Below are 22,397 nucleotides of genomic sequence, written 5' to 3'. Positions count from 1 at the left end.
TAATTCCGCCCTCTACGGCCCTTGTACGGCAGGTACGGGCATCGTGCGGGCATCAACGGGCCACCCGTCGGAACAGGTGATGCGCAGACGACGCAGATCCCGATCGCCGCGACAGCCGGGTGGATATGGCTTACATGCCCGGCACATGTTTGTCTCCGCTTCCTGACGCACGACACCCGACCAAAGCGGCCATCCCCGATCACATGAAGCCATAGCGCTTCGACGCACCGGAACACGTCACCCCAATGACGCACAGGCAGAACCGGCACGCCCGGGAAATTGACAACCCCATAAAACCTAATACAATTAGCCTCTCGACTAACTTGAATAGCATCCGTCATGGCACGCGCCGGCATCACCCTGGACAAACTCGTCGAAGCCGGCGCACAGCTCGCCGATGAGACCGGCTTCGAGCACCTGACCGGCGCAGCGCTCGCGCGTCACTTCGACGTCAAGCTCGCCAGCCTGTACTCCCATGTCCCGAGTTTCGACGACCTCAAGAGCCGGATCGCACTCTTCGCGCTGAGGGAACTCGCCGATCGCGCAACCGAAGCACTGGCCGGCCGTACCGCCAAGGACGCGCTGACAGCGCTCGCCAACGTCTATCGCGACTACGCGCGCGAGCACCCCGGCCGTTTTGCAGCCGCGCGCCACCCGCTGAGCGTCGAGCGCGCCACTGAAAGCGCCGGCGGCCGGCTCGTCAGGATGACCTCGGCCGTGCTGCGCGGCTACGACATGCCGGAAGCCGAGCAGCCGCATGCGATCCGCCTGCTCGGCGGCTTTTTCATGGGCTACGTCACACTCGAAAGCGCCGGCGGGTTCTCGCACAGTGCACCGGCTTCCGACGCGTCGTGGTTGCGCAGTCTCGATGCGCTGGACGTGATGCTGCGCCACTGGCCTTGCGCCGCATGACTCGCCCAACGGAGCTGAATCGATGAAAGACCAACCCGACGGCGTGGTCCTGCCGAGCCGTGTCGTCCCCTTCCCGGCCTCGATCAGCGAAGAGGCGCGAGCCGCGTTGCAACGGCTGGTCGGCAGCGACGGCGTGCCGCTGAACGCGCTGCACGTGATGCCTGCCCCGGACGATTTCGACGCATGGATGCGCGTGAAGGCGGCCGCTGACGCGCACTACGCGACGGCCATCGAGCAGCTCGGCGGTCATCTGCGTTCAAGCGTGGAGACGATCCGGGCCGGCGCCGCGGACGTGCACGTCGCCACGCCCGAGGCAGTGGCTTCCGGCGAATGCGCGTACATCGACCTGCATGGCGGTGCGCTGATTCTCGGCGGCGGCGCCGCATGCCGCGCCGGCGCGCAGATGCAAGCCGACCGGCTCGGCATTCGATGCTACGGCGTCGACTATCGCCTGCCGCCCGAACATCCGTATCCGGCCGCACTCGACGATTGCATCGCCGCGTATGCGTACGTGCTGGAGCGCTACGCACCGAAAAACATCGTCATCGGCGGGCGCTCGGCGGGCGGCAACCTCGCCGCCGCGATGGTGCTGCGCGCCCGCGACGAAGGGCTGCCGCTGCCGGCCGCGCTGGTGCTGCTGTCGCCGGAAGTCGACCTGACCGAATCCGGCGACAGCTTCGAAACCAACCGCCTCGTCGACGTGGTGTTGCCGACGTCGCTGATGCCGAACAACCTGCTCTACGCGAACGGCGCCGATCTCGCGCATCCGTATCTGTCGCCGCTGTTCGGCGATTTCGCTGCCGGTTTCCCGCCGACCTTCATCCAGAGCGGCACACGCGACCTGTTCCTGTCGAACGCGGTCCGCCTGCACCGCGCATTGCGGCGTGCGCAGGTGCCGACCGAGCTTCACCTGTTCGAAGGCATGCCGCATGGCGGGTTCATGGGCGCACCCGAGGACATGGAACTGGGCCAGGAAATCGCGCGCTTCGTGCGTGCGCATTTGCCTGCATTGAATTGAATCCGTCGAGCGTCGGACGATGAACGGCAAACCCCACAAGGACGACATCGGCATCGGCCCGGATCGCTGGATCGAATTCGGCGATCTGTCGGGCAGGCAGGCGCAGGCGGTCGCGATCGATCCCTGTCTGGCCGCGGTCATGTCGTTGATCGATGCACTGGAGACGGACTGTGTCGCCGCATGCTGCGGCATCGACGCATTCGGTTTCTGGCCGGACGAGATCGCGGTTGCCGTGAGCACGCTCGATCGCGCTGCGCTGGCACGGCTCGCCGACGATCTGCTGTCGGTTCAGCGTGCGATCGACGCGTTGCCGTCCGATCTCGTCGTCAGCACGCGGATGAACCAGTTTTTCAGGAAGGCGGTGTTACTCGAGTTGCTCGCGCATATCCGGACGACTATCGACGCGATCCGGTCGCAGCGCATTGCGCGCGACGCATCGACCTAAACGACGCCGCGCACGCCCGCGACCACCTGAACCACGCCGAACCCCGCGACGACCACGGCCGACACGCGCGACAGCCCGTGCATGAACCCGAACGACATCCGCGTGCGCAGCGCGGCGGTCGTACCGCTCAGGCACAGCCACCACGTTGCGGAGCCGATGAACACACCGGCGACCATCAGCGCCACGGCCGGCCACATCGCGCCTTCCCGCGCCCCCGACAGCGGGCCGAGCGCCGCGAAGATCCCGACGAACGACAGGATCGTCATCGGGTTCGACAGCGTCAGACCGAACGTCGTCAGGAAATCGCGCAGGACGGTCGTGCGCGGCAGGTCGCGTTGCGCCGTCGACGCGGCCGGCGCCTGGCGCGCGATGGTCCACGCCAGCCACACGAGGAATGCGCCCCCAGCGATTTTCAACCCGACGGTCAGCATCGGGAACGCCGTGACGATACCCGCGATGCCGAGCGCACCGAGCAGGCCATAGATCGCATCGGCGCACGCGGCGCCGACGCCCGTCGCGAATCCCGCCTGAAAGCCGCGGCTCAGGCTGCGCTGGATGCACAGCATGCCGATCGGGCCGACCGGCACCGCGATCGACAGCCCCATTACGACGGACTTGATGAACAGCATCGCCTGCTCCTTGCGACATATGACGCGTTGAACAGGCATCGTAGGGAAAGTCCGGTCATCGCTGAATGCGGTTTTTAAGGAAAAATGGCGGTTCCACCTTAAAAAATTCCACCGCGATGGACGATCTGGACTGGAAGGTACTGGCGCTGTTGCAGGCCAACGGCCGCATCAGCTACACGGAGCTGGCGCGCCAGGTGCACCTGTCGGTGCCGGCGGTGACGGAGCGCGTGAAGCGCCTCGAAGCGGCCGGCGTCGTCGAGGGCTACACCGCGCGGATCAATCCTGCCGCCGCCGGCTATCCGGTCAGCGCGCTGATCGGCATCACGGTGCCGCAACCGGCGAAAGCGAAATTCCTCCGGTTGCTGGAGACGATTCCCGAAGTCGTCGAATGCCATCACGTGACGGGCGCGGACTCGTATGTGATGCGACTCGTCGCGATCAGCATGACCCATCTCGAACAACTGATCGAACGCATCAACCTGTACGGCGAAACACGCACGTCGATCGTGATGTCGACACCGCTGCCCGCACGCGGATTGGCGCGGCCGCCGTCGCCGCGCGACATCGTTCGCGATTGACGCATCGAGCGGCCCCGCCCGCTCCGCTTTCCGCGGGAGACCATCAAGAAACCCGGCCGGCGGTAACCGGAGGCCAATCTTCATCTGGCCGGTTACCGCCGTGACGATCCGCACCGATCGGCTACTTGCCGGCCACGCCGCCAAGCAGGCCGCCCACCAGCCCCGTAATGGGCGCGAGCGGATTGGCAAGCGCACCCAGCGGCGAGCCGCCGTCCGCGCCGGTCGCGGAACCGTTGCGAACGGTCGCCGGCATGCCGCCGACCACGCTCGTCACCAGGCCCGCCACCGGCACCGCGCCGTTCGCGCCGCTCGGGTTCACGAGGCCGCCCACGTTGGTCACGGTGTTGCCGACCGCGCGAACGAGCCCGCCGACGCCGCCGACCAGCGGCTGGGGCGACGTGGACGTCACCTTCCATCCCGCCGACGTGATCGCGCCGCCGATCTGTCCGAGCAGGCCCGCGACCGGCTGTCCGAGGCCGGTCGCCGTGCCGACCTGCTGCGTGACCCGGCCGACGGTCGTGACGAGCGGCGTGATCGCCGTGCTGATCGCCTGCGTCGTCTGCTGGACCGGGCCCGACGACAGGGCCGAGCCGAGCATGGTGCCGCCCGCCTTGATGCCGCCGGACACGGTGTCGAGCAGGCCGCCGACCGGTGTCGTGAGCGGCGCCAATGGCGACAGCGGGCCGGTGCCGAGCGCCTTCACCGTGTCGCCGAGGCCGGCGACCGGATTGCCGACCGAGCCGACGATGGAGCCGAGCCCGGCGACCGTCGTGCCGACGGGGTTCGCCGTGAAGCCAGTCTGGCCGATGCCGTTGCTCACGGCGTTCGACGTGTCGCTGATGATCGTGCCCACGCCCGTGACCGTGTTGCCGAGGCCGGTGGTCACGCCCTTGCCGACTCCGGGCGGGCTCACGCCGCTGATCGTGGCGCCGGCATCCATGACGACCACGCCGACGGAACTGATGATGCCGTTCGTGCCGGGAGTTCCGCTGGTGCCGCTTGTGCCGCCGGTTCCGTTCGTGCCGCTGGTGCCGCTGGTGCCGCTGGTGCCGCTGGTCCCGCTCGTTCCGCTCGTTCCGCTCGTTCCGCTCGTTCCGCTGGTTCCGCTGGTTCCGCTGGTTCCGCTCGTTCCGCTCGTTCCGCTCGTGCCGCTCGTGCCGCTAGTCCCACTCGTGCCGCTCGTGCCGCTAGTCCCACTCGTGCCGCTCGTGCCGCTAGTCCCACTCGTGCCGCTCGTGCCGCTAGTCCCACTCGTGCCGCTCGTGCCGCTAGTCCCACTCGTGCCGCTCGTGCCGCTAGTCCCACTCGTGCCACTGGTTCCGCTCGTGCCACTGGTCCCGCTCGTGCCGCCCGTCCCGCTCGTACTCGTTCCGATGTTGTTGCCACCCGGCTTCGGCGCCGTGACATCGCTGCCGCCACAAGCCGCCAGCGCACACGCCGCGGCAATGGCGGCGAGCGCAACGTTCGCCTTGATGAAATGATTTTGCATGGAAGCCCCCGTCCGCAATTCAGCGCGATCCTTCCTGCAAGCATCTACCGTGCCATACCCGTCGGTTCCTGTAACGATCCCGCCGACGCACCGCAGCGCCCCTGCCGACGCCACACTCCCGCGCAGCACATCGCCCGCGCCGCCACCCGCGGCGCTCGATCCGGCCGTGCGTTCCGGCAGCACCGACGTAACACCGATCCGGCGTTACGTAGCACGACTCCAAAAAAACGGCCGGGACCGCACACCGCCGGTCCCGGCACATTGCACATGCCCCGCGTCGTCACCGACGCTTCACGATCTTCACAATCGTAAGCGTGCCGTTCACGCTTTCGACGCGCACCCTGACCTTGTCGTCGACATGAAGCGACGTCAGCATCGCCGCATCGCCGACCTTGAACGCCATCGTCATCGGCGGCATCCCGACGTTGTCGAGCGCGCCATGCTTCAACATGACCAGCCCACGCCCGGCATCGATCTCCTTGACCTCGGCATCGGTCAGCGCCGCATCCGGCGCCGACATCGTCGAACGCCCCATGCTCATCGCAGGCATGTCGCTGCCCGCGAACGCCGGCATCGCAACGACGGCCGCCGCGCACCACGCGGCGAACGCGTGAAAGCAGGTCTTCATCGATCGTCCCCCGCGGCTCCGAAGACATTCCCGTTGTTCATCGAAGCCGCGACGCGGACGCCCGGCTCAAACGAACAACGTCGCACCGGCCCATGCGATCAGCACGACGCCCAGCATGCGCCCGGCGCGCTCGCCGCCGGGCAGGATTTTTTCCGCGAACACGAACACCGACAGCGCGGCGATCCACACGACGTTCATCACGCCGCCGACGAACAGCAGCGCCATCAGCAACCCGCAGCACCCGACACAATACATCCCGTGTCGCGCACCGAGCAGGAAACTGCCGGCGATGCCCGGACGCCAGTGCGCAACCAGAAAAGCGGCCGGCGCGCGGCATTGCCGAAGGCATGCACGTTTCAGCGGCGAGAATTGATAGAGCCCGGCCAGCGCGAGCACGGCCGCGGAAAGCACCGCACTCTTCGACCACAGCATCATCGCGGAGATCAGCCCGGCCGGCTGCAGCAATTCCTGGAGCAACGCCGCGCCGACCGAGAACGCGAACCACGCGGCCAGATAGCCGGCCAGCAGCGACATCGACGTCAACGCGGCCGCCGCGCCGTCCGCGCCGCGATGCCTGAGCACGCGCCGGTACAGCATCACGAGCGGCGCCGCGCTGGGCGTCATCATCGCGATCATCATCACCCACCACATCGCGATCACGGTCGGCAGCGACGGATCCATGCTGCCCGTGTCGCCCGCCAGCCGATGCGGAAAGAGCGCAATCGCCGTCATCTGCAGCGCCGACATGCCGGTGCCCGCGCCGGTCCACAGGTAGAACCAGCACACGCCGACGAGCGCGGCCATGCCGAGCAGCGTGACGACGCGCTCGCGCCCGAGCCAGATGTCGAACGGAGTCATGCCGCCGCGCGATGCCGGATCAGCCCGTGGTTGTTCAGGTGCAGCCGCGCGAACTGCGCATAGGTTCCGTCGAGGTTCAGCACGATGTTGCCTTGCGAGCGCCCGGTGCCCGAACCGATCTCGGCGAGTTCGTACTCGAAACCGTTCGGCAGGTCGATCCGCGCGCGATGCTCGGCGCCCGTCACCGGGTTGCGGATCGGATCGCCCGCGACGTCGAACACGCCGTCGACATGAATCCGGCCGTGCCGCGCATCGACATCGACGTCGAAATCGATCTTCGTGAAGATCGGCTCGAACGCGTGCTCGAGCGTCGACGCGAATACCGCGAACATCGTCGCAAACGGATCGGTATCCTGACCGGTCATGATCTTCAGCACCGCTTCGCGCTGCGCGGGACTCGCGCGCTCGTCGACGATCGGCTGGCACTTGCCCCGGCCTTCGTGGACCGCGCCCGGCCACTGAAACACGACCGCGATCCTGACGCCGTCGAGCACCACGTCGCCGTAGTGGCCGCTGTCGATCGAAATCGCACCCATTGCTTCGCATCCGCCGTGGGTCGGCGGTGCATTGAACTGGCAAGGGCATCCGTATGAGCAATTGCAGCTCATCATTTCGGTACCCTGAATCTCCCACGGCGTCATGGCTTCACCTCGCGCGCTGTAACACACATGAATGCTTCGAATCTAGTGCACGGCATCGGGGAAATCAAAGCGGGAACGGATGACCGATACGACGGGGAAAACCCGCGAATTCCGGTGTCGCGCATGACGCGTCGACCGGCTCGCGGACGGCCGCTCGGGTCGAGACGTCACGCTCGCACGTCACACGACCAGCGACGCGACGATCGCACACCACACGGCACTTGCGCCGCACAGAAACACGCGCCGCGCGACGAGCATCCGCGACTCGTCGCCGGCGGTCTTCATCGGCGAAGTCGCGAGGAACGGCACGCTGGCGAGGCACGCGAAACCAGCGAGCGCGAGCACGATCACGACGTAATCGCCGAACCGCCAGGGCAACGGCTCGTGCAATCCCCAGTAGCCGAGAAACAGCATGCCCATCGAAAACATCGTCGCGGCGGCCGAACTGAGCGCGACCACCGAACCCGTCGGAAATTGCATGGGAGCCTCCCCTCGCGCATCGCGCGCGACGCCGGATCATTATCCCGGCGCGGAGGGGAAAAGCACAACGCCGGCCGGCAGCAGGCCGTGCCGCTCGCGGCGCGCGAGCGCAAGCACGTCGCGGCGAAACGCGGAATCGCGGATCGGCCGGAAAATCGGAATCTCTGACGGTACTACGCGGTGATATCGAACTTGCTCAGGATCGCGATGCTTTCGCTTGCGCCGGCAACGCGCTTCATCGTCCCGATCGAATGGGGGCGGAACACGGGGTCGACCTGCCGGCATTCCGGCGGCGTCTTGCGCAGGGGGTGCCCGCAGGATCTTGCCGGCCGGCGTCAGCGCGGCGCGCGCTCGAGCGACGATTCGCCGATCGCCTCCTCGAGCAGCCGCACATGCGTGTCGATCGCGGACGGCGCGGCGCCGATGATCGTTGTCACGGATTGACAGAAACCGGATTCGCGCGACGGAAGTGCCTGCCTTCAACCCGGCTTCTTCGTGGCCTGCACGACGGAAATCCAGCCCACCACCGCCGCGGCGACCCAGCAACAGGCGATCATCAGGTCGAGATCCATCCAGCCTTCGAAATTCGCGCTGTTTTCGAAGCTGCAGCGCTGATGGCCCCTGACCCACACGCAGCCGCTGATGAACTGCTGGATGTGCATATAAACGCTGTAGACAGCAAAAGCCGACGCGATGACCGTGAGCCGCAAACGGACGTTCTTTTTCATGTGACGCGAATGCCGGTGGAAAGCCAGTGCCGATCTTACGGCAACGGCAACCTGCCCGGCAATCCGTCGCATCCTGCCCCCGGATGCCCTTCGCTCACGCGTCGATCCGCCTGATCGTCCTCAGGCAATCCGCCGCCAGCTGCTGATAAATCCGCGTGCCGTTCGCCTTCGCGTCGATCTCCGCGTCGCTCAGCCGACGCACGACGCGCCCCGGCATGCCCGCGAGCAGCACGCCGCGCGGCACGTCGTAGCCGGCCTTCACGAATGCGCACGCGGCGACGATCGTCGTGGCGCCGATGGTCGCGCCGTCCATCACGACCGCATTCATTCCGATCATCGTGTCGGGTTCGAGCGTCGCGCCATGCACGATCGCACCGTGGCCGATGTGACTATTGACGCCGAGCCGGCACGTCTCGCCGATCCCGACGTGCAGCACGCAGCCATCCTGCACGTTGCTGCCGTCTTCGACGACGATCGCGCCGAAGTCGCCGCGCAGGCTCGCATGCGGGCCGATGTAGCAGCGTGCGCCGATCGTCACGTCGCCGATCACGACCGCGCTCGGGTCGACGTACGCGGACGGATCGACGCGCGGCCGCATCCCGTTGAATTCGAACAGCGGCATCGTCAGAGCGCCGCGACCGCTTCCGGCACGAGCGTGAACAGGTCGCCGACCACGCCGTAGTCGGCCACGCTGAAGATCGGTGCTTCCGGGTCCTTGTTGATCGCGACGATCACCTTCGAATCCTTCATGCCGGCCAGATGCTGGATCGCACCCGAGATGCCCACCGCGATGTAAAGCTGCGGCGCGACGATCTTGCCGGTCTGGCCGACCTGGTAGTCGTTCGGCACGTAGCCGGCGTCGACTGCCGCGCGCGATGCGCCGAGTGCCGCGCTCAACTTGTCGGCCAGCGGCTCCAGCACCTTCGTGTAGTTCTCGCCGCTGCCCAGACCACGGCCGCCCGACACGATGATCTTCGCGCTGGTGAGTTCCGGACGGTCCAGCTTCGTCACTTCACGGCTGACGAACTGCGACTTGCCGGCGTCTGCCGCTGCCTCGATCTTCTCGACCGACGCGCTGCCGCCTTCCGCCGCCACCGGATCGAAACCCGTCGCGCGCACCGTGATGACCTTGACCGGGTCGCCCGACTGCACCGTCGCGATCGCGTTGCCCGCGTAGATCGGGCGCTCGAACGTGTCGACCGACACGACCGCCGTGATCTCGGAGATCTGCGCGACGTCCAGCTTCGCGGCGATACGCGGCGCGACGTTCTTGCCGTACGCAGTCGCCGGCGCGAGGATATGCGAATAGTCCTTCGCGATGTTCAACGCGGTCGCTTCGACGTTTTCCGCGAGACCTGCTTCGAGTTGCGGCGCATCGGCCAGCAACACCTTCGACACACCTGCGATCTTCGCGGCCGCGTCGGCCGCCGCTTGCGCGTTGTGGCCCGCGACCAGAACATGCACGTCACCGCCGCCTGCCGCACCGAGCACCCGCGCAGCCGCCACCGCATTGAGTGTCGCCGCCCTGATCGACGCGTTGTCGTGTTCCGCAATTACCAGAATCGTCATTTCGTTGCGTTCCCTGTTACAGCACCCTGACTTCGGTCTTCAGCTTCGCGACCAGCGTCTGCACGTCCGGCACCTTCACGCCGGCTGCGCGCTTCGGCGGCTCGTTCACGTTGAGCACTTTCAAACGCGGCGTCACATCCACGCCAAGGTCGCCGGGCTGCACGATCTCGAGCGGCTTCTTCTTCGCCTTCATGATGTTCGGCAAGGTCACGTAGCGCGGTTCGTTCAAACGCAGGTCGGTGGTCACCACGGCCGGCAGTCGAAGCGACAGCGTTTCCGCGCCGCCGTCGACTTCGCGCGCAACCGTCGCACGCCCGTCGGCCACCCCCACCTTCGATGCAAACGTCGCCTGCGGCAAACCCGCCAGCGCGGCCAGCATCTGCCCGGTCTGGTTCGAATCGTCGTCGATCGCCTGCTTGCCGAGGATCACGAGCGACGGCTGTTCCTTGTCGACCAGCGCCTTCAACACCTTCGCGACGCCCAGCGGTTCGACGCTGTCGTTCGATTCGACGAGGATCGCGCGATCCGCGCCGATCGCGAGCGCCGTGCGCAGCGTTTCCTGCGCCTGCGCGACGCCGACCGACACCGCGACCACTTCGGTCACGACACCGGCCTCCTTCAACCGCACGGCCTCCTCCACCGCAATCTCGTCGAACGGGTTCATCGACATCTTCACGTTCGCGATGTCGACGCCCGTCCGGTCGGATTTCACGCCGACCTTCACGTTCGCGTCGACCACGCGTTTCACTGCCACGAGCACTTTCAACTGCGCGTCCCCCTTGTGGTGCGATCGCCGCGTCAGCGCGCGGTATAACCGCCGTCGATCACGAGCTCCGCGCCCGTCACATAACGGCCGGCCGGCGACACGAGATACAGGATGCCGGCCGCGATGTCGCGCGGGCTGCCGATCTTCGCCATCGGCACGTGCGTCTGCAGATAACCGAACACGTTGTCCGGGTCCTGCCCCATCTGGCGGAACGCTTCCTCGAGCATCGGCGTACGGATATAGCCGGGATGCACCGAGTTCGCACGGATGTTCTTCGCCGCGTACAGCATCGCGTCGACCTTCGCCATCATCCGCACCGCGGCCTTCGACGCGTGATACGCGGGCACGTCGGGCCCGCCGACGATCCCGTACATCGACGACAGGTTCACGATCGACCCGCCGCCGGCCGCGTCGATATGCGGAATCGCGGCACGCGTGCACAGGAACACGCCGTTGACGTTCACGTCCTGCACGCGCTGCCACTGCGCGAGCGTGAGCTCGTGCGTCGGCACGTTGTGGCCTTCGATGCCCGCGTTGTTCACGAGCACGTCGAGGCGCCCGAAGCGCGCGACGATCTCGCCGAACACGCGTGCCACGTCGGCCTCCTGCGTCACGTCGAGCGACCAGAACGCGGCCTGGCCGCCCTGCGCGCGGATCTCCTCGACGAGCGCTTCCGCCGGTTGCGACAGCACGTCGAGAATCGCGACGCTCGCACCGGCCGCGGCCAGCGTGCGCGCGGTCTCCGCGCCGATGCCGCGCGCGCCGCCGGTGATCGCGGCCACCTTGCCGCGCAGGTCGAACAGGTCTTCGATGAGCTTCATGTCGTCTCCATGTATGTGATCAGACGGCCCGCCCGCATCGGGGCAGGCCCTCGCGGGCATCCGGCGTTATCGCGTATTCCGCGCCGCAAGAAAATCGAGGCATTCCCGATTGAAATAGTCGGCGTGTTCCACCATCACCCAGTGGCCGCACCGGTTCATCAGCACGAAGCGCGCGTCACGACAGTGTTCGAGGAATTTCAGCGCGCCGCCGACCGGATTAAAACGGTCGTCCGTTCCCCAGAAACCCAGCACCGGGCAGCGCAGGTCGCCGAGCGCACCGGTCAGGTTCGGCACGCTCATCGTCGAGAGCACTTCGGTCGGCTGCTCGACGCACACCTTCATCCGCTCGGCCACGAGCGCGTCGGTGACGATCGCCGGATCGTGCACGAGCAGCGTGAGCAGCTCGCGCATCGTGTCGTCATTCATCTGGCGATTGGTGAACAGCTTCACCATCCGCTGGATGCCTTCCATCCGGAAATAAGTGTCGCGATCCTCGACGCCGCCCGGCGCCATCATGATCAGCCCGTCGACTTCGTCCGGGTAATCGAGCGCGTACTTGAGCGCGATCGCGCCGCCGAGCGAATTGCCAAGCAGCACGGCCGGCCCGATCCCGAGCGCGTCCAGTTGCGCATGCAGCGCGCCGACGAAAAAATCGAGCGTATAGGCGACGTCGGACGGCTTCGACGACTGCCCGTAGCCCGGCAGGTCGACGACGATCGCGCGATGGCCGGCCGCCGCGAACGCGGGCACGTTGTGCTTGAAGTTGCTGAAACCGCTGGCGCCCGGGCCGCTGCCGTGGATGAACACCACGGGCCGGCCTTTGCCCGCCTCGTAATGGTGCAGGCGCAGGCCGCCCGGCACGTCGGTGAAGATGCCGGCCGGCGGCGTCGTGGGGATCGTCATCGCGGGTTGTCTCCTTCGTCGTTCGATGGATGCCTGACCACGATGATTGCGTCGCCGGCGCCGGCCGGCATCATCCTTTCAGACTACGAAGCCGCGCGCGCTTCTTCCTATCATCGGCCCACCGAAACGGAGGCAGACGATGAACGGATTCGACTACAGCGGCAAGACGGTGCTCGTGACGGGCGGCACCAAGGGCATCGGGCGGCGCATCGCCGAACGGTTTCTCGCGGCGGGCGCGCGCGTGTTCGTCTGCGGACGCAGCGCGCCCGACACGCCGCCCGCGGCCGGCGGCCGCAAGGCGGCATTCGTCGCGGCCGACCTGCGCGACATCGAGCAGGTCGACGCGATGCTCGCGACGATCCGCGCGGAGGCCGGCGGCCTCGACGTGCTCGTCAACAACGCGGGCGGCTCGCCGTTCGCGCTTGCGGCCGATGCGTCGCCGCGCTTCACCGAATCGATCGTGCGGCTGAACCTGATCGCGCCGCTGCAGCTCGCGCAGCGCGTGAACGCGATCATGCAGCCGCAGCCCGAAGGCGGCGTGATGCTGTTCATCGCGAGCGTCAGCGCATCGCGGCCGTCGCCCGGCACGGCCGCGTACGGCGCCGCGAAAGCGGGCCTCGTCAATGCGGTCACGTCGCTCGCGGTCGAGTGGGCGCCGCGGGTGCGCGTGTGCGCGATCAGCCCGAGCCTCGTGCAGACGGAATCGGCCACCGAAGGCCACTACGGCGACGACGATGCGCTCGACGCGATCCGCGCGACGATTCCCGCCGGCCGCCTCGCGGCACCCGACGACGTTGCCTCCGCGTGCCTCTTTCTCGCGTCGCCCGACGCGTCGTACACGTCGGGCGCGAACCTGCGGCTCGACGGCGGCGGCGAACGGCCTGCGTTCCTGTCGGCGGCACAGGCGAACGCGCGATGACACGCGTCGCGCACGCGGCGTCGCGCGATCGTTGCCAGTCCTAGGGAAGTCATCTAGTTCATTTTGACGATTCCCTGCTACCGCGATCTCCCTACTCTGCCTCTCACGACAACACATAGTCGACCGTCGTCGATACCCCCAAGAGGAGACACCATGCAACAACGGATTTCGCGCCGTACCGACAAGCGGGCCACCGCCACGCTGTCGACGCTGGCCGCCGCGCTGCTGACGTGCGCCGTTCCCGGCGCGCACGCCGGCAGCACGATCGAGCTGGGCGCCGACACGACGCTGGACTACACGTTCACGCTCAGTTACGGCCTCGGCATGCGCACCCGCGCACCGAGCGGCAATCTCCTCACGCCGGCGAACATCAACGGCGACGACGGCGACCGCAACTTCGCGAAGAACAAGCTGATCGAGAACCAGGTCAGCCTGCTCGGCGAAGTGAACCTGAAGCACGACGACTGGGGTGTGTTCGTGCGTGCCGACACGTTCTACGACCAGGCCTATCGCCGCCCGAACTACAACGACGCGCCGGGCACCGTGAACCAGTCGGGCCAGTACAACAATTTCACGAGCGACGCGCGCTACTGGTCGGGCGGCCACACGACGCTGCTCGCCGCGTATGCATACAACACGTTCCACATCGGTTCGACGAGCCTGAACGTGAAGGTCGGCGATCAAGTGGTCGCGTGGGGCGAAAGCCTGTTCTTCCCGAACATCGCGGGTGCACAGGGGCCGTCCGACGCGACCAAGTCGTACATGGCCGGCGCCGAGGTGAAGGACATCCTGCTGCCGGTGCCGCAGATCTCGACGCAGTGGCAGATCACGCCGAACTTCAGCCTGCTCGGCTACTACCAGTTCTCGTACCAGCAGAACCGGCTGACCGCGCCCGGCACGTACTGGAGCTACTCCGACGTAACGGGCCCGGGCGCGCAGTTCATCATCGGCCCGGGCGGGATGATCATTCCGCGCGGCCCCGACGACAAGCCGAGCGCACGTAACCAGTGGGGGATCGGCGCGCGCTTTCGCGTGCTCGGCGACACCGAGCTGGGCCTGTACCACCTGCACTACAACGACATGAACCCGAGTGTCGTCACCACGTACTTCCCGACGCTCCAGTACCAGCAGACCTACTTCAGCAACATCAAGCTGACCGGCGCGAGCTTCTCGACGCAGGTCGGCCCGGTGAACGTCGCGGGCGAAGTGTCGTACCGCCAGGGCGCGGCGGTGCTCGTCAATACCGCGACGGGCCCGCAGTCGACCCGCGCGAACGTGCTGCAGACCAACCTGTCCGGCATCTACTCGATCGGGCCGAGCTTCCTCGCGAATTCGCAGTCGCTGATCGGCGAACTGACGTACGTGCATGCGGGCAGCATCTCCGAGCTCGACGGGTCGACCACGCTCGCCAACTCGCGCAACGCGCTCGCGATGGAGATCGCGTGGACGCTCAGCTACAAGAACGTGTTCAACGGCTGGGATCTCGACGTCCCGCTGACCTACACGCACGACCTGACGGGCACGTCGCCGCTCGCCGGCGCGCTCGGCTCGCTGACGGGCCAGGGCGACCACCGCGTGACGGCCGGCGTGACGTTCACGCGCCTGAGCAACCTGCAGCTGTCGCTCGTCTATGCGAAGTTCCTCGGCTCGCCGAACCCGGTCACGCGCCCGCTCGCGGATCGCGACTACGTGCTGGCCACGGCGACCTACCACTTCTGAGCGGCCCGGCCGCTCGTCACTCAGCAAGAGGATTTGTCATGAAGCGAATTCGTCTCCCCCTCCTGCGCGCGTCGGTGATCGCCGCGTGCGCACTCGCCGCGACGGCGTCGTACCCGAAGGTCACGCCGGACGACCTGAAGGCGCTCGACGGCCAGTTGACCCCGATGGGCGCCGTGCGCGCCGCGAGCAAGGACAGCGGCGTGCCCGAGTGGTCGGGCAAGTGGCTCGGCACGCCGCCGGACGTGCAGTACAAGCGCGGCAGCCGTTACCCCGATCCGTACGCGAGCGAGAAGCCGGTCGCGACGATCACCGCGGAGAACATGGCGCAGTACGCGGAGCACCTGACCGACGGCCAGAAGGCGATGTTCAAGCGCTATCCGGCCACGTTCAAGATCATCGTCTACCCGACCCACCGCGACTTCCGCTATCCGGATTCCGTCTACAAGGACATTCGCACGTACGCGCCGGATTCGACGATGACGTCCGACGCGAACGGCCTCACGAACGCGCCGCCGACGGTGCCCTATCCGATCCCGAAGACCGCCGCCGAATTGCTGTGGAACCAGCGCTTCTCGTCGTCGATCGGCACCGAGCAGGCCACCTACGACCAGGCGGTCGTCTACTCCGACGGCAACATCGCGTGGGGCAAGGTGCGCTACGACATCTACTCGCCGCGCAACGTCGGCAAGTACGACGTGAAGAGCGACCTGAACAACCGCACGTACTACCGCAACGCGACGGAGCTGCCGCTGTCCGACCGCGGCTCGCTGATCGTCGGCTTCACGAACTGGGACAAGGCCGGCGCGGACAACTCGTCGCGCACGTGGATGTACAACCCCGGTACGCGGCGCGTGCGCCAGGCGCCTGAATACGGCTACGACCAGCCGCAGGGCCCGGGCGGCTTCCGCACGGTCGACGACGACCGCCTGTACAACGGCCCCGGCGATCGCTACGACTGGAAGATCGTCGGCAAGCGCGAGATCTACGTGCCGTACAACAACTACAAGGTGATGGACAGCGCGGTGAAGTACGGCGAACTGCTGACCAAGGGCCACGAGAACCCGAGCTACATCCGCTACGAACTGCATCGCGTGTGGGTGCTGCAGGCCACGCTGAAGAGCGGCTACCGTCACCAGTACGCGAAGCGCGTGCTGTACATCGACGAGGATTCGTGGCAATCGCTGCTCGCGGACAACTACGACGCGCGCGGCCAGCTGTGGCGCACCAACGTCGCGACGTCGCTGTACGCATACGACGCGAAGGTGTTCTACCCGAGCGCGGTGTTCTTCCACGACCTGATCTCCGGCGCGTACATGGCCGACCGCCTGACGAACGAAGGCCCGATGCCGAAGCTCGACAACAGCCCGCAGTTCAACGAGGCGTATTTCTCACCTGACGCGATCCGCAGTTCGGGCAACTGATCGACCGACCGACGCGGCATGCGCGCGACCCACGCGCCGGAGCCCCGCTCCGGCGCACGACGCCGCCCGTGACGGCGGCCATTTCCATTCGAGGGCCCTTTCATGTCTTCCCGCCTGCATACGACGCTCGGCGACGAGCTGTACGCCGCATGGCACGCGCGCGCACCGGTCGCGCCGCTGTCGGGCCGTGCGCGCCGCCTGTCGCTCGACGACGCGTACCGCATCCAGCAGCGCTTCATCGAACGCCGCGTCGAACACGGCGAAGCGGTCGTCGGCAAGAAGATCGGCGTGACGAGCCAGGCCGTGCAGGACATGCTGAACGTGCGCCAGCCCGATTTCGGCATCCTGCTGTCGGGCATGCACTACGCGGCCGGCGAAGCGATCGCCGCCGATTCGCTGATCGCGCCGCGCGCCGAGGGCGAGATCGCGTTCATCCTCGCGCGCGACCTGCGCGGCCCCGGCATCGACCGCACCGACGTGATCGCCGCGACGGCCGCCGTCGCGCCCTGCTTCGAGATCGTCGACTCGCGCATCCGCGACTGGGCGATCCGCATCGAGGACACCGTCGCCGACAACGCGTCGTGCGGCGTATACGTGCTCGGCGAAACGCGCGTCGACCCGCGCACGCTCGATCTCGCCGCGTGCGAGATGACGATCGAGAAGAACGGCGAGCCCGTCGCGCAAGGCCGCGGCGACGCGGCGCTCGGCCATCCCGCCGACGCGGTCGCGTGGCTCGCGAACACGCTCGCCGCGTACGACGTGCCGCTGCTCGCCGGCGAGATCGTGCTGTCCGGCTCGCTCGCGAAACTGATTCCGGTCACGGCCGGCGACGCACTGTCGATGCATATCTCCGGCATCGGCAGTTGCGACGTCCGCTTTATCTAAAGGAACCATCCTGATGAAGAAAATCAAATGCGCACTGATCGGGCCCGGCAACATCGGCACCGACCTGCTGGTGAAGCTGCGCCGCTCGCCGGTGCTCGAACCGGTGTGGATGGTCGGCATCGATCCGGCCTCCGACGGCCTCGCGCGGGCACGCGAGTTCGGCCTGAAGACCACCGACAAGGGCGTCGACGGGCTGCTGCCGCACGTCGCCGCCGACGAGATCCGCATCGCGTTCGACGCGACGTCGGCCTACGTGCACCGCGACAACTCCGACAAGCTCACCGCACTCGGCGTGAAGATGATCGACCTGACGCCCGCCGCGATCGGGCCGTACTGCGTGCCGCCGGTGAACCTCGACGCGCATCTCGACAGCGCGCAGGCGAACGTGAACATGGTCACCTGCGGCGGCCAGGCGACGATCCCGATGGTGTACGCGGTGTCGCGCGTGCAGCCGGTCGCATACGGCGAGATCGTCGCGACGGTATCGTCGCGCTCGGTCGGCCCCGGCACGCGCAAGAACATCGACGAATTCACGCGCACGACGTCCGGCGCGATCGAACAGGTCGGCGGCGCACGCAAGGGCAAGGCGATCATCGTGATCAACCCGGCCGAGCCGCCGCTGATCATGCGCGACACGATCCACTGCCTGACCGACGGCCCGCCCGACGTCGACGCGATCACCGCGTCCGTGCATGCGATGGTCAAGGAAGTGCAACGCTACGTGCCCGGCTATACGCTGAAGAACGGCCCGGTGTTCGACGGCAACCGCGTGTCGGTGTTCATGGAGGTCGAAGGGCTCGGCGACTACCTGCCGAAGTACGCAGGCAACCTCGACATCATGACCGCCGCCGCGGCCGCCACGGCCGAGCGTTTCGCCGAACAGATGCTGGCCGCGACGGCCGCCACCGCTTGAGTCGAGGAGTCACACGATGTCACTTGCAGGCAAGAAGATCACCGTCCACGACATGTCGTTGCGCGACGGGATGCACCCGAAGCGCCACCAGATCACGCTCGACCAGATGCGCAACATCGCGCGCGGGCTCGACGCGGCCGGCGTGCCGCTGATCGAGGTCACGCACGGCGACGGGCTCGGCGGCGCCTCGGTCAACTACGGTTTCCCCGCGCACACCGACGAGGCGTACCTGGGCGCCGTGATCCCGGAGCTGAAGCAGGCGAAGGTATCGGCGCTGCTGCTGCCCGGCATCGGCACCGTCGAGCATCTGCGCATGGCGCACGAACTCGGCGTCGGCACGATCCGCGTCGCGACGCACTGCACCGAAGCGGACGTATCGGAACAACACATCGGCCTCGCGCGCACGCTCGGCCTCGATACGGTCGGCTTCCTGATGATGGCGCACATGTCGTCGCCGGCGCAGCTCGTCGTGCAGGCGAAGCTGATGGAATCGTACGGCGCGAACTGCATCTACATCACCGATTCGGCCGGCCACATGCTGCCCGACGACGTGACCGCGCGGATCGGCCAGGTGCGCGATGCGCTGAAGCCGGAGACGGAGCTCGGTTTCCACGGCCATCACAACCTCGCGATGGGCGTCGCGAACTCGGTCGCGGCCGTGGCGGCCGGCGCGAACCGGATCGATGCGGCCGCGGCCGGCCTCGGCGCCGGCGCGGGCAACACGCCGATGGAAGTGTTCGTCGCGGTATGCGACCGGATGGGGATCGAGACCGGCGTCGACGTGTTCGCGATCTCGGACGTCGCCGAGGATCTCGTCGTGCCGATCATGGATTCGCCGATCCGCCTCGACCGCGATGCGCTGACGCTCGGCTATGCAGGCGTCTACTCGTCGTTCCTGCTGTTCGCGAAGCGTGCGGAAGCGAAGTACGGGATTCCCGCGCGCGACATCCTCGTCGAACTGGGCCGGCAGCGGCTCGTCGGCGGGCAGGAGGACATGATCGAGGACGCGGCGCTGACGATGGTGCGGGCGCGGGAGGTGGTGGCGTAAGCGAACGCGGGCGTCGGCGCAGTGCAACGGGTCGTCGGCAGCGCGGCAACCTCGCTTCTGCTGCCGACGGGCCGGCTGCTCGCCGATTTGCACGGCCGGCGCCGCATCTTCATCGCGGGCACGGCCCCCTTCACCGTCGCGTCGCTGCTGTGCGCGCTCGCATCTTCGGTATCGGTGCCGCTCGCCGCATCATTGATGCTTCCGGCCGTGCCTGCGCTGCCGATGCGCTTCGCGCGCCCGCAGCAGCGCCGGCATCAGTTCCTCGATGTATTGCCGCGCCTGCCCTCGCGTCACGATCTCGCCGAAGCGCCGATGGGCCTTGTCATGGCCGACCAGCGCCGCATGCGCTTTCTTCAGGATGTGCAGGTACGCGATCAGGCTCGTGCCGTCGCGCACGGGCAGCGCATCGCGCGGGTCCGGTGTCGTACTCATGTTCCGATCCTTTGCGGACAATCCGTCCGGCACGTAGTCGTCACGAGCGCCAGCAGATCGTTCGCGAGACGGTCGCGGTCGGTCAGCGGCGCCAGGCCGAACAGCCGCTCGAGCGTCGCGGCGACCGACGCATGGTCGTACGTCGTATGGTCGACCTGCCCGGCCGCGACCCACGGCGAAATCACGATCGCCGGCACCCGCACGCCGTACACGTCGAACCCGAAGCCGCTCGCGTTCAACGTCGCCACCGCGCCATCGTTCGGCGGCGGCGCGGCGCCCGGCCCGACCGAATCGTAGAAGCCGCCGTGCTCGTCGTAGCAGATCACGAGCAGGCTGCTGTTCCACACCGGCGAATTGCGGATCGCGTTGTACACGCGCGCGACGAGCTGGTCGCCGCCGGCGAGGCCGTCCATCGGATGCTGCGAGCTGCCGTTCTGGTAGGTGCCGTGCACGATGTCGCCGTAACCGGGCTCGATGAACGTATAGCGCGCCGTATAGCCCGTAGCGAGATCGGCCTCGAAATGCGCGAGGTCGTCGATGTCGAAGAAGCTGATGCCCTTCAGCGACGCCACCTGCGGCACGTGGCCGACCGGATTGCCCGTCTGGTCCTGGTAGATGCGCCAGTTGTCGTCGCCGAGCGCGGCGAAGATCGAGCCCTTCGGATACGGAAAACCGTCGAACGCGTCCCATCCGGCCATTTCTTCCCTGGTCGGCGAATGATCGAGCCCGGCCGACGACGCACCGTGCAGGAAGAAGCGATTCGGCCAGGTCGGCCCGGGCATCGATGCGTGCCACGCGTCGCACAGCACGAACGCGTTCGCGAGCGCGTGCAGCGACGGCGCCTGCGTCGCGATGTCGACGCCCTGCATGATCTTGCCCGCGTCGGCCGGCTGCGGCGGCTTGCCTTCGGAACGCGACGTCGCGTAGTTCGACACGAATCCGGTATTGCGAACCGGCGGATAGGCCTGCCCTTTCACGAACGGCACGCCCGCGCCGCAGAGCTGCTCGAGCACGTCGGTGAATTCGTGGCACGGATCGGTCGGCATCCGGTCGGGCGCGCCGCCGCCGAACGGATAGACCGCGCCGCCATACGCGTTGCTGTTGCCCGGCGACGCGGCGACGATGCCGGGGTAGCCCGACAGCGCGAACAGGTGGTCGAAGGAGCGGTTCTCGAGCATCAGCACGAACACGTGCCGGATGCGGTCCTGAACCGACGGGGATGCGGGGGCTGCGTCTGCACTCATGGCGCCTCCTGGCGTCGCGCGACGAAAGTCCGGCTGGCACGGCCGTTGGCCCGCTGAAAGACGCTGAAGGAATTGAAAGCCGCACGCGCGGCGCGGGCCGCGAATTGCCGACGAGTGTACGACCGCGCCGGCCCGCACGTAAAGCCGCACGCGAACCGCACGCGAACCGCGTCGCCGCGCGTGCGGTCAGCCGCCGGCCGACGCGGTTTTCCGCGTCACGACATCGGTCTGACGATCGCGTTGCGGCTGTCGGACGACAACCGCCGGTCAATGCGCGCCGCATCGACGTGTTGGGCGGGATGGCACGTCGAACGTTGACTTTCGCCGATTGGCCCGATACGATCGACGCACTTTCAAGACGCCCTCCCGGTCCGCCGGGAGGGCGTTTCGTTTTGGTTCACCCACCAAAAGGAAACGCCTTGAAATGAACCGTATCGACACCCTCTCCTCCGGGCCGAACGCCGACCACGACGGCCTCGGCTACCTGCGGCACGGTACCGGCCCCGAATGCGTGATGGTTCTGCACGACTGGCTCGGCGACCATACGAACTACGCGGCGCTGCTCCCGTATCTCGACGAATCGGCATTCACGTACGTATTCGTCGACCTGCGCGGCTACGGCGAATCCATCCACCTGAGCGGTACCTGTACCGTCGACGAGATCTCGGCCGACTGCCTCGCGCTCGCGGATCGTCTCGGCTGGCCGCGCTTTCACGTGATCGGCCATTCGATGACGGGCATGGCGACACAACGGCTCGCCGCCGATGCGCCCTCCCGCATCAAGAGCGCGATCGCCGTGTGCCCGGTGTCGGCCGCCGGCAACCGCCTGAACGACGACGCACGCGCGTTCTTCGCGAGCACGGCCGTCGATGACGATGCGTTTCGCCGGCTCATGCGATTCGTGACGGGTGGATTGTCGGCGCGCTGGGCCGACCTGAAGCTGCGGCAGAACCGCGAGCGCGTGGCGCCGGCCTGCCGGCTCGCGTATCTCGACATGCTGACCGGAACGGATTTCGTCGACGATGTCCGCGGGCTCGACACGCGCTTCCTGGTGATCGTCGGCGACAAGGATCCGGGGCTCGACGAAGCGGCGATGCAGGCTACGTTCCTGGCGTGGCACCCGAACGCGCGGCTCGCGACGATACCGAATTGCGGGCATTACCCGATGCAGGAGTGCCCGCCGTATTTCGCGATGGTCATCGAGGATTTCCTGCGGGACGCGGCTGCCTGAGCGTTGCGCACAAGCAGCGGCCGGCGAAGGCGATGTGGGCCGCTGCGGCATGACGACGCCGCCGGCGGCCGGTAAACGGCAAGCAACGGGCCGTTCATCCGGTTCGTCCGGCCGTGGAGG

The 22,397-nt window shown here is 67.2% G+C and carries 25 protein-coding genes and 1 pseudogene; 12 read left to right on the top strand and 14 right to left on the bottom strand.

Annotation, left to right across the window (positions count from 1 at the left end):
• Positions 1 to 339: 339 nt before the first annotated feature.
• Genes APZ15_RS31250 through APZ15_RS31240 form a run of 3 tightly spaced genes read left to right on the top strand, consistent with a single transcriptional unit; the run spans position 340 to position 2,375 of the window.
• The gene (locus APZ15_RS31250; RefSeq protein WP_027791692.1) at positions 340 to 912 is read left to right on the top strand and encodes a TetR/AcrR family transcriptional regulator; all 573 of its coding nucleotides are present in this window, start codon (positions 340 to 342) and stop codon (positions 910 to 912) included.
• Between the two features lie 22 nt (positions 913 to 934).
• Positions 935 to 1,930, top strand: a complete 996-nt coding sequence (locus APZ15_RS31245) for an alpha/beta hydrolase (RefSeq protein WP_027791693.1) — start codon at positions 935 to 937, stop codon at positions 1,928 to 1,930.
• A 19-nt stretch (positions 1,931 to 1,949) separates the two neighbouring features.
• Complete coding sequence (locus APZ15_RS31240; protein ID WP_027791694.1) at positions 1,950 to 2,375, top strand: DUF6331 family protein; 426 nt, start codon at positions 1,950 to 1,952, stop codon at positions 2,373 to 2,375.
• On the opposite strand, the gene APZ15_RS31235 is transcribed toward APZ15_RS31240, so the two are convergent.
• Positions 2,372 to 3,004, bottom strand: a complete 633-nt coding sequence (locus APZ15_RS31235) for a LysE family translocator (protein WP_027791695.1) — start codon at positions 3,002 to 3,004, stop codon at positions 2,372 to 2,374. The genes APZ15_RS31240 and APZ15_RS31235 overlap by 4 nt on opposite strands.
• A 116-nt stretch (positions 3,005 to 3,120) precedes the next feature.
• Here APZ15_RS31235 and APZ15_RS31230 point away from each other — a divergent pair, with 116 nt between their 5' ends.
• Entirely contained in the window at positions 3,121 to 3,582 is a 462-nt protein-coding gene (locus APZ15_RS31230) for an Lrp/AsnC family transcriptional regulator (protein ID WP_027791696.1), read from the top strand.
• Between the two features lie 121 nt (positions 3,583 to 3,703).
• Here APZ15_RS31230 and APZ15_RS42760 read toward each other — a convergent pair whose 3' ends face one another.
• From APZ15_RS42760 to APZ15_RS31175, 11 genes are all read right to left on the bottom strand, one after another.
• Positions 3,704 to 5,071, bottom strand: a complete 1,368-nt coding sequence (locus tag APZ15_RS42760; protein WP_034196054.1) for a collagen-like triple helix repeat-containing protein — start codon at positions 5,069 to 5,071, stop codon at positions 3,704 to 3,706.
• Between the two features lie 280 nt (positions 5,072 to 5,351).
• Positions 5,352 to 5,699 carry a copper-binding protein gene (locus APZ15_RS31220; protein ID WP_027791699.1) on the bottom strand — a complete coding sequence of 116 codons (348 nt, stop codon included), beginning with the start codon at positions 5,697 to 5,699 and terminating at the stop codon, positions 5,352 to 5,354.
• 66 nt (positions 5,700 to 5,765) lie between these two features.
• Positions 5,766 to 6,557 (bottom strand): DUF2182 domain-containing protein, encoded by a 792-nt coding sequence (locus APZ15_RS31215; protein ID WP_027791700.1) that lies wholly within the window; start codon positions 6,555 to 6,557, stop codon positions 5,766 to 5,768.
• A complete protein-coding gene (locus tag APZ15_RS31210) occupies positions 6,554 to 7,198 on the bottom strand; it encodes a DUF1326 domain-containing protein (protein WP_027791701.1) in 645 nt (214 codons plus the stop codon). Before APZ15_RS31210 ends, APZ15_RS31215 begins: the two co-directional genes overlap by 4 nt.
• Before the next feature lie 180 nt (positions 7,199 to 7,378).
• Positions 7,379 to 7,678 (bottom strand): hypothetical protein, encoded by a 300-nt coding sequence (locus APZ15_RS31205; RefSeq protein ID WP_021164379.1) that lies wholly within the window; start codon positions 7,676 to 7,678, stop codon positions 7,379 to 7,381.
• 479 nt (positions 7,679 to 8,157) lie between these two features.
• Complete coding sequence (locus tag APZ15_RS31200; RefSeq protein ID WP_027791702.1) at positions 8,158 to 8,406, bottom strand: hypothetical protein; 249 nt, start codon at positions 8,404 to 8,406, stop codon at positions 8,158 to 8,160.
• Between the two features lie 94 nt (positions 8,407 to 8,500).
• Complete coding sequence (locus APZ15_RS31195) at positions 8,501 to 9,028, bottom strand: acyltransferase (RefSeq protein ID WP_027791703.1); 528 nt, start codon at positions 9,026 to 9,028, stop codon at positions 8,501 to 8,503.
• Positions 9,029 to 9,030: 2 nt separating this feature from the next.
• Entirely contained in the window at positions 9,031 to 9,975 is a 945-nt protein-coding gene (locus APZ15_RS31190; RefSeq protein ID WP_027791704.1) for an electron transfer flavoprotein subunit alpha/FixB family protein, read from the bottom strand.
• Between the two features lie 16 nt (positions 9,976 to 9,991).
• Positions 9,992 to 10,741: an electron transfer flavoprotein subunit beta/FixA family protein gene (locus APZ15_RS31185; RefSeq protein ID WP_027791705.1), complete on the bottom strand. Its 750-nt coding sequence runs from the start codon at positions 10,739 to 10,741 to the stop codon at positions 9,992 to 9,994.
• A 32-nt stretch (positions 10,742 to 10,773) separates the two neighbouring features.
• The gene (locus APZ15_RS31180) at positions 10,774 to 11,562 is read right to left on the bottom strand and encodes an SDR family NAD(P)-dependent oxidoreductase (protein ID WP_027791706.1); all 789 of its coding nucleotides are present in this window, start codon (positions 11,560 to 11,562) and stop codon (positions 10,774 to 10,776) included.
• Positions 11,563 to 11,628: 66 nt separating this feature from the next.
• A complete protein-coding gene (locus APZ15_RS31175; protein ID WP_027791707.1) occupies positions 11,629 to 12,465 on the bottom strand; it encodes an alpha/beta fold hydrolase in 837 nt (278 codons plus the stop codon).
• A gap of 139 nt (positions 12,466 to 12,604) precedes the next feature.
• Here APZ15_RS31175 and APZ15_RS31170 point away from each other — a divergent pair, with 139 nt between their 5' ends.
• The 7 genes and pseudogenes from APZ15_RS31170 to APZ15_RS42360 all read left to right on the top strand — a co-directional run.
• Positions 12,605 to 13,384, top strand: a complete 780-nt coding sequence (locus APZ15_RS31170) for an SDR family oxidoreductase (protein WP_027791708.1) — start codon at positions 12,605 to 12,607, stop codon at positions 13,382 to 13,384.
• Between the two features lie 153 nt (positions 13,385 to 13,537).
• Positions 13,538 to 15,103 carry a DUF1302 domain-containing protein gene (locus APZ15_RS31165; protein WP_027791709.1) on the top strand — a complete coding sequence of 522 codons (1,566 nt, stop codon included), beginning with the start codon at positions 13,538 to 13,540 and terminating at the stop codon, positions 15,101 to 15,103.
• Positions 15,104 to 15,141: 38 nt separating this feature from the next.
• Positions 15,142 to 16,524 (top strand): DUF1329 domain-containing protein, encoded by a 1,383-nt coding sequence (locus tag APZ15_RS31160; protein WP_027791710.1) that lies wholly within the window; start codon positions 15,142 to 15,144, stop codon positions 16,522 to 16,524.
• A 102-nt stretch (positions 16,525 to 16,626) separates the two neighbouring features.
• A complete protein-coding gene (gene dmpE, locus APZ15_RS31155) occupies positions 16,627 to 17,409 on the top strand; it encodes a 2-oxopent-4-enoate hydratase (protein ID WP_021159451.1) in 783 nt (260 codons plus the stop codon).
• 13 nt (positions 17,410 to 17,422) lie between these two features.
• Positions 17,423 to 18,322, top strand: coding sequence for an acetaldehyde dehydrogenase (acetylating) (locus APZ15_RS31150; RefSeq protein ID WP_027791711.1), 900 nt, complete (start codon positions 17,423 to 17,425; stop codon positions 18,320 to 18,322).
• A gap of 16 nt (positions 18,323 to 18,338) precedes the next feature.
• Entirely contained in the window at positions 18,339 to 19,370 is a 1,032-nt protein-coding gene (gene dmpG / locus APZ15_RS31145) for a 4-hydroxy-2-oxovalerate aldolase (protein ID WP_027791712.1), read from the top strand.
• A 3-nt stretch (positions 19,371 to 19,373) separates the two neighbouring features.
• Positions 19,374 to 19,589 (top strand): annotated as a pseudogene (locus APZ15_RS42360) (MFS transporter); the annotation flags it as partial.
• Here APZ15_RS42360 and APZ15_RS31140 read toward each other — a convergent pair.
• Both APZ15_RS31140 and APZ15_RS31135 read right to left on the bottom strand, forming a co-directional pair.
• Positions 19,560 to 19,802, bottom strand: coding sequence for a hypothetical protein (locus APZ15_RS31140; RefSeq protein ID WP_027791713.1), 243 nt, complete (start codon positions 19,800 to 19,802; stop codon positions 19,560 to 19,562). The pseudogene APZ15_RS42360 and the gene APZ15_RS31140 sit on opposite strands and share 30 nt — an antisense overlap.
• Positions 19,799 to 21,046, bottom strand: a complete 1,248-nt coding sequence (locus APZ15_RS31135; RefSeq protein ID WP_027791714.1) for an alkaline phosphatase family protein — start codon at positions 21,044 to 21,046, stop codon at positions 19,799 to 19,801. The genes APZ15_RS31140 and APZ15_RS31135 overlap by 4 nt, the downstream gene beginning before the upstream one ends.
• Before the next feature lie 424 nt (positions 21,047 to 21,470).
• Between APZ15_RS31135 and APZ15_RS31125 the strand changes: the two genes are divergently transcribed.
• Complete coding sequence (locus APZ15_RS31125; RefSeq protein WP_027791716.1) at positions 21,471 to 22,277, top strand: alpha/beta fold hydrolase; 807 nt, start codon at positions 21,471 to 21,473, stop codon at positions 22,275 to 22,277.
• Positions 22,278 to 22,397: the final 120 nt, after the last annotated feature.

Source organism: Burkholderia cepacia ATCC 25416 (assembly GCF_001411495.1).
GTDB lineage: Bacteria > Pseudomonadota > Gammaproteobacteria > Burkholderiales > Burkholderiaceae > Burkholderia > Burkholderia cepacia.
Note: the sequence above shows the minus strand (reverse complement) of the source record. Positions and strands in the feature narration are given on the sequence as shown.

Coding starts and splice junctions, on each gene's coding strand:
- APZ15_RS31250 (WP_027791692.1), top strand. CDS start 340: ATGGCACGCGCCGGCATCACCCTGGACAAACTCGTCGAAGCCGGCGCA.
- APZ15_RS31245 (WP_027791693.1), top strand. CDS start 935: ATGAAAGACCAACCCGACGGCGTGGTCCTGCCGAGCCGTGTCGTCCCC.
- APZ15_RS31240 (WP_027791694.1), top strand. CDS start 1,950: ATGAACGGCAAACCCCACAAGGACGACATCGGCATCGGCCCGGATCGC.
- APZ15_RS31235 (WP_027791695.1), bottom strand. CDS start 3,004: ATGCTGTTCATCAAGTCCGTCGTAATGGGGCTGTCGATCGCGGTGCCG.
- APZ15_RS31230 (WP_027791696.1), top strand. CDS start 3,121: ATGGACGATCTGGACTGGAAGGTACTGGCGCTGTTGCAGGCCAACGGC.
- APZ15_RS42760 (WP_034196054.1), bottom strand. CDS start 5,071: ATGCAAAATCATTTCATCAAGGCGAACGTTGCGCTCGCCGCCATTGCC.
- APZ15_RS31220 (WP_027791699.1), bottom strand. CDS start 5,699: ATGAAGACCTGCTTTCACGCGTTCGCCGCGTGGTGCGCGGCGGCCGTC.
- APZ15_RS31215 (WP_027791700.1), bottom strand. CDS start 6,557: ATGACTCCGTTCGACATCTGGCTCGGGCGCGAGCGCGTCGTCACGCTG.
- APZ15_RS31210 (WP_027791701.1), bottom strand. CDS start 7,198: ATGACGCCGTGGGAGATTCAGGGTACCGAAATGATGAGCTGCAATTGC.
- APZ15_RS31205 (WP_021164379.1), bottom strand. CDS start 7,678: ATGCAATTTCCGACGGGTTCGGTGGTCGCGCTCAGTTCGGCCGCCGCG.
- APZ15_RS31200 (WP_027791702.1), bottom strand. CDS start 8,406: ATGAAAAAGAACGTCCGTTTGCGGCTCACGGTCATCGCGTCGGCTTTT.
- APZ15_RS31195 (WP_027791703.1), bottom strand. CDS start 9,028: ATGCCGCTGTTCGAATTCAACGGGATGCGGCCGCGCGTCGATCCGTCC.
- APZ15_RS31190 (WP_027791704.1), bottom strand. CDS start 9,975: ATGACGATTCTGGTAATTGCGGAACACGACAACGCGTCGATCAGGGCG.
- APZ15_RS31180 (WP_027791706.1), bottom strand. CDS start 11,562: ATGAAGCTCATCGAAGACCTGTTCGACCTGCGCGGCAAGGTGGCCGCG.
- APZ15_RS31175 (WP_027791707.1), bottom strand. CDS start 12,465: ATGACGATCCCCACGACGCCGCCGGCCGGCATCTTCACCGACGTGCCG.
- APZ15_RS31170 (WP_027791708.1), top strand. CDS start 12,605: ATGAACGGATTCGACTACAGCGGCAAGACGGTGCTCGTGACGGGCGGC.
- APZ15_RS31165 (WP_027791709.1), top strand. CDS start 13,538: ATGCAACAACGGATTTCGCGCCGTACCGACAAGCGGGCCACCGCCACG.
- APZ15_RS31160 (WP_027791710.1), top strand. CDS start 15,142: ATGAAGCGAATTCGTCTCCCCCTCCTGCGCGCGTCGGTGATCGCCGCG.
- dmpE (WP_021159451.1), top strand. CDS start 16,627: ATGTCTTCCCGCCTGCATACGACGCTCGGCGACGAGCTGTACGCCGCA.
- APZ15_RS31150 (WP_027791711.1), top strand. CDS start 17,423: ATGAAGAAAATCAAATGCGCACTGATCGGGCCCGGCAACATCGGCACC.
- dmpG (WP_027791712.1), top strand. CDS start 18,339: ATGTCACTTGCAGGCAAGAAGATCACCGTCCACGACATGTCGTTGCGC.
- APZ15_RS31140 (WP_027791713.1), bottom strand. CDS start 19,802: ATGAGTACGACACCGGACCCGCGCGATGCGCTGCCCGTGCGCGACGGC.
- APZ15_RS31135 (WP_027791714.1), bottom strand. CDS start 21,046: ATGAGTGCAGACGCAGCCCCCGCATCCCCGTCGGTTCAGGACCGCATC.
- APZ15_RS31125 (WP_027791716.1), top strand. CDS start 21,471: ATGAACCGTATCGACACCCTCTCCTCCGGGCCGAACGCCGACCACGAC.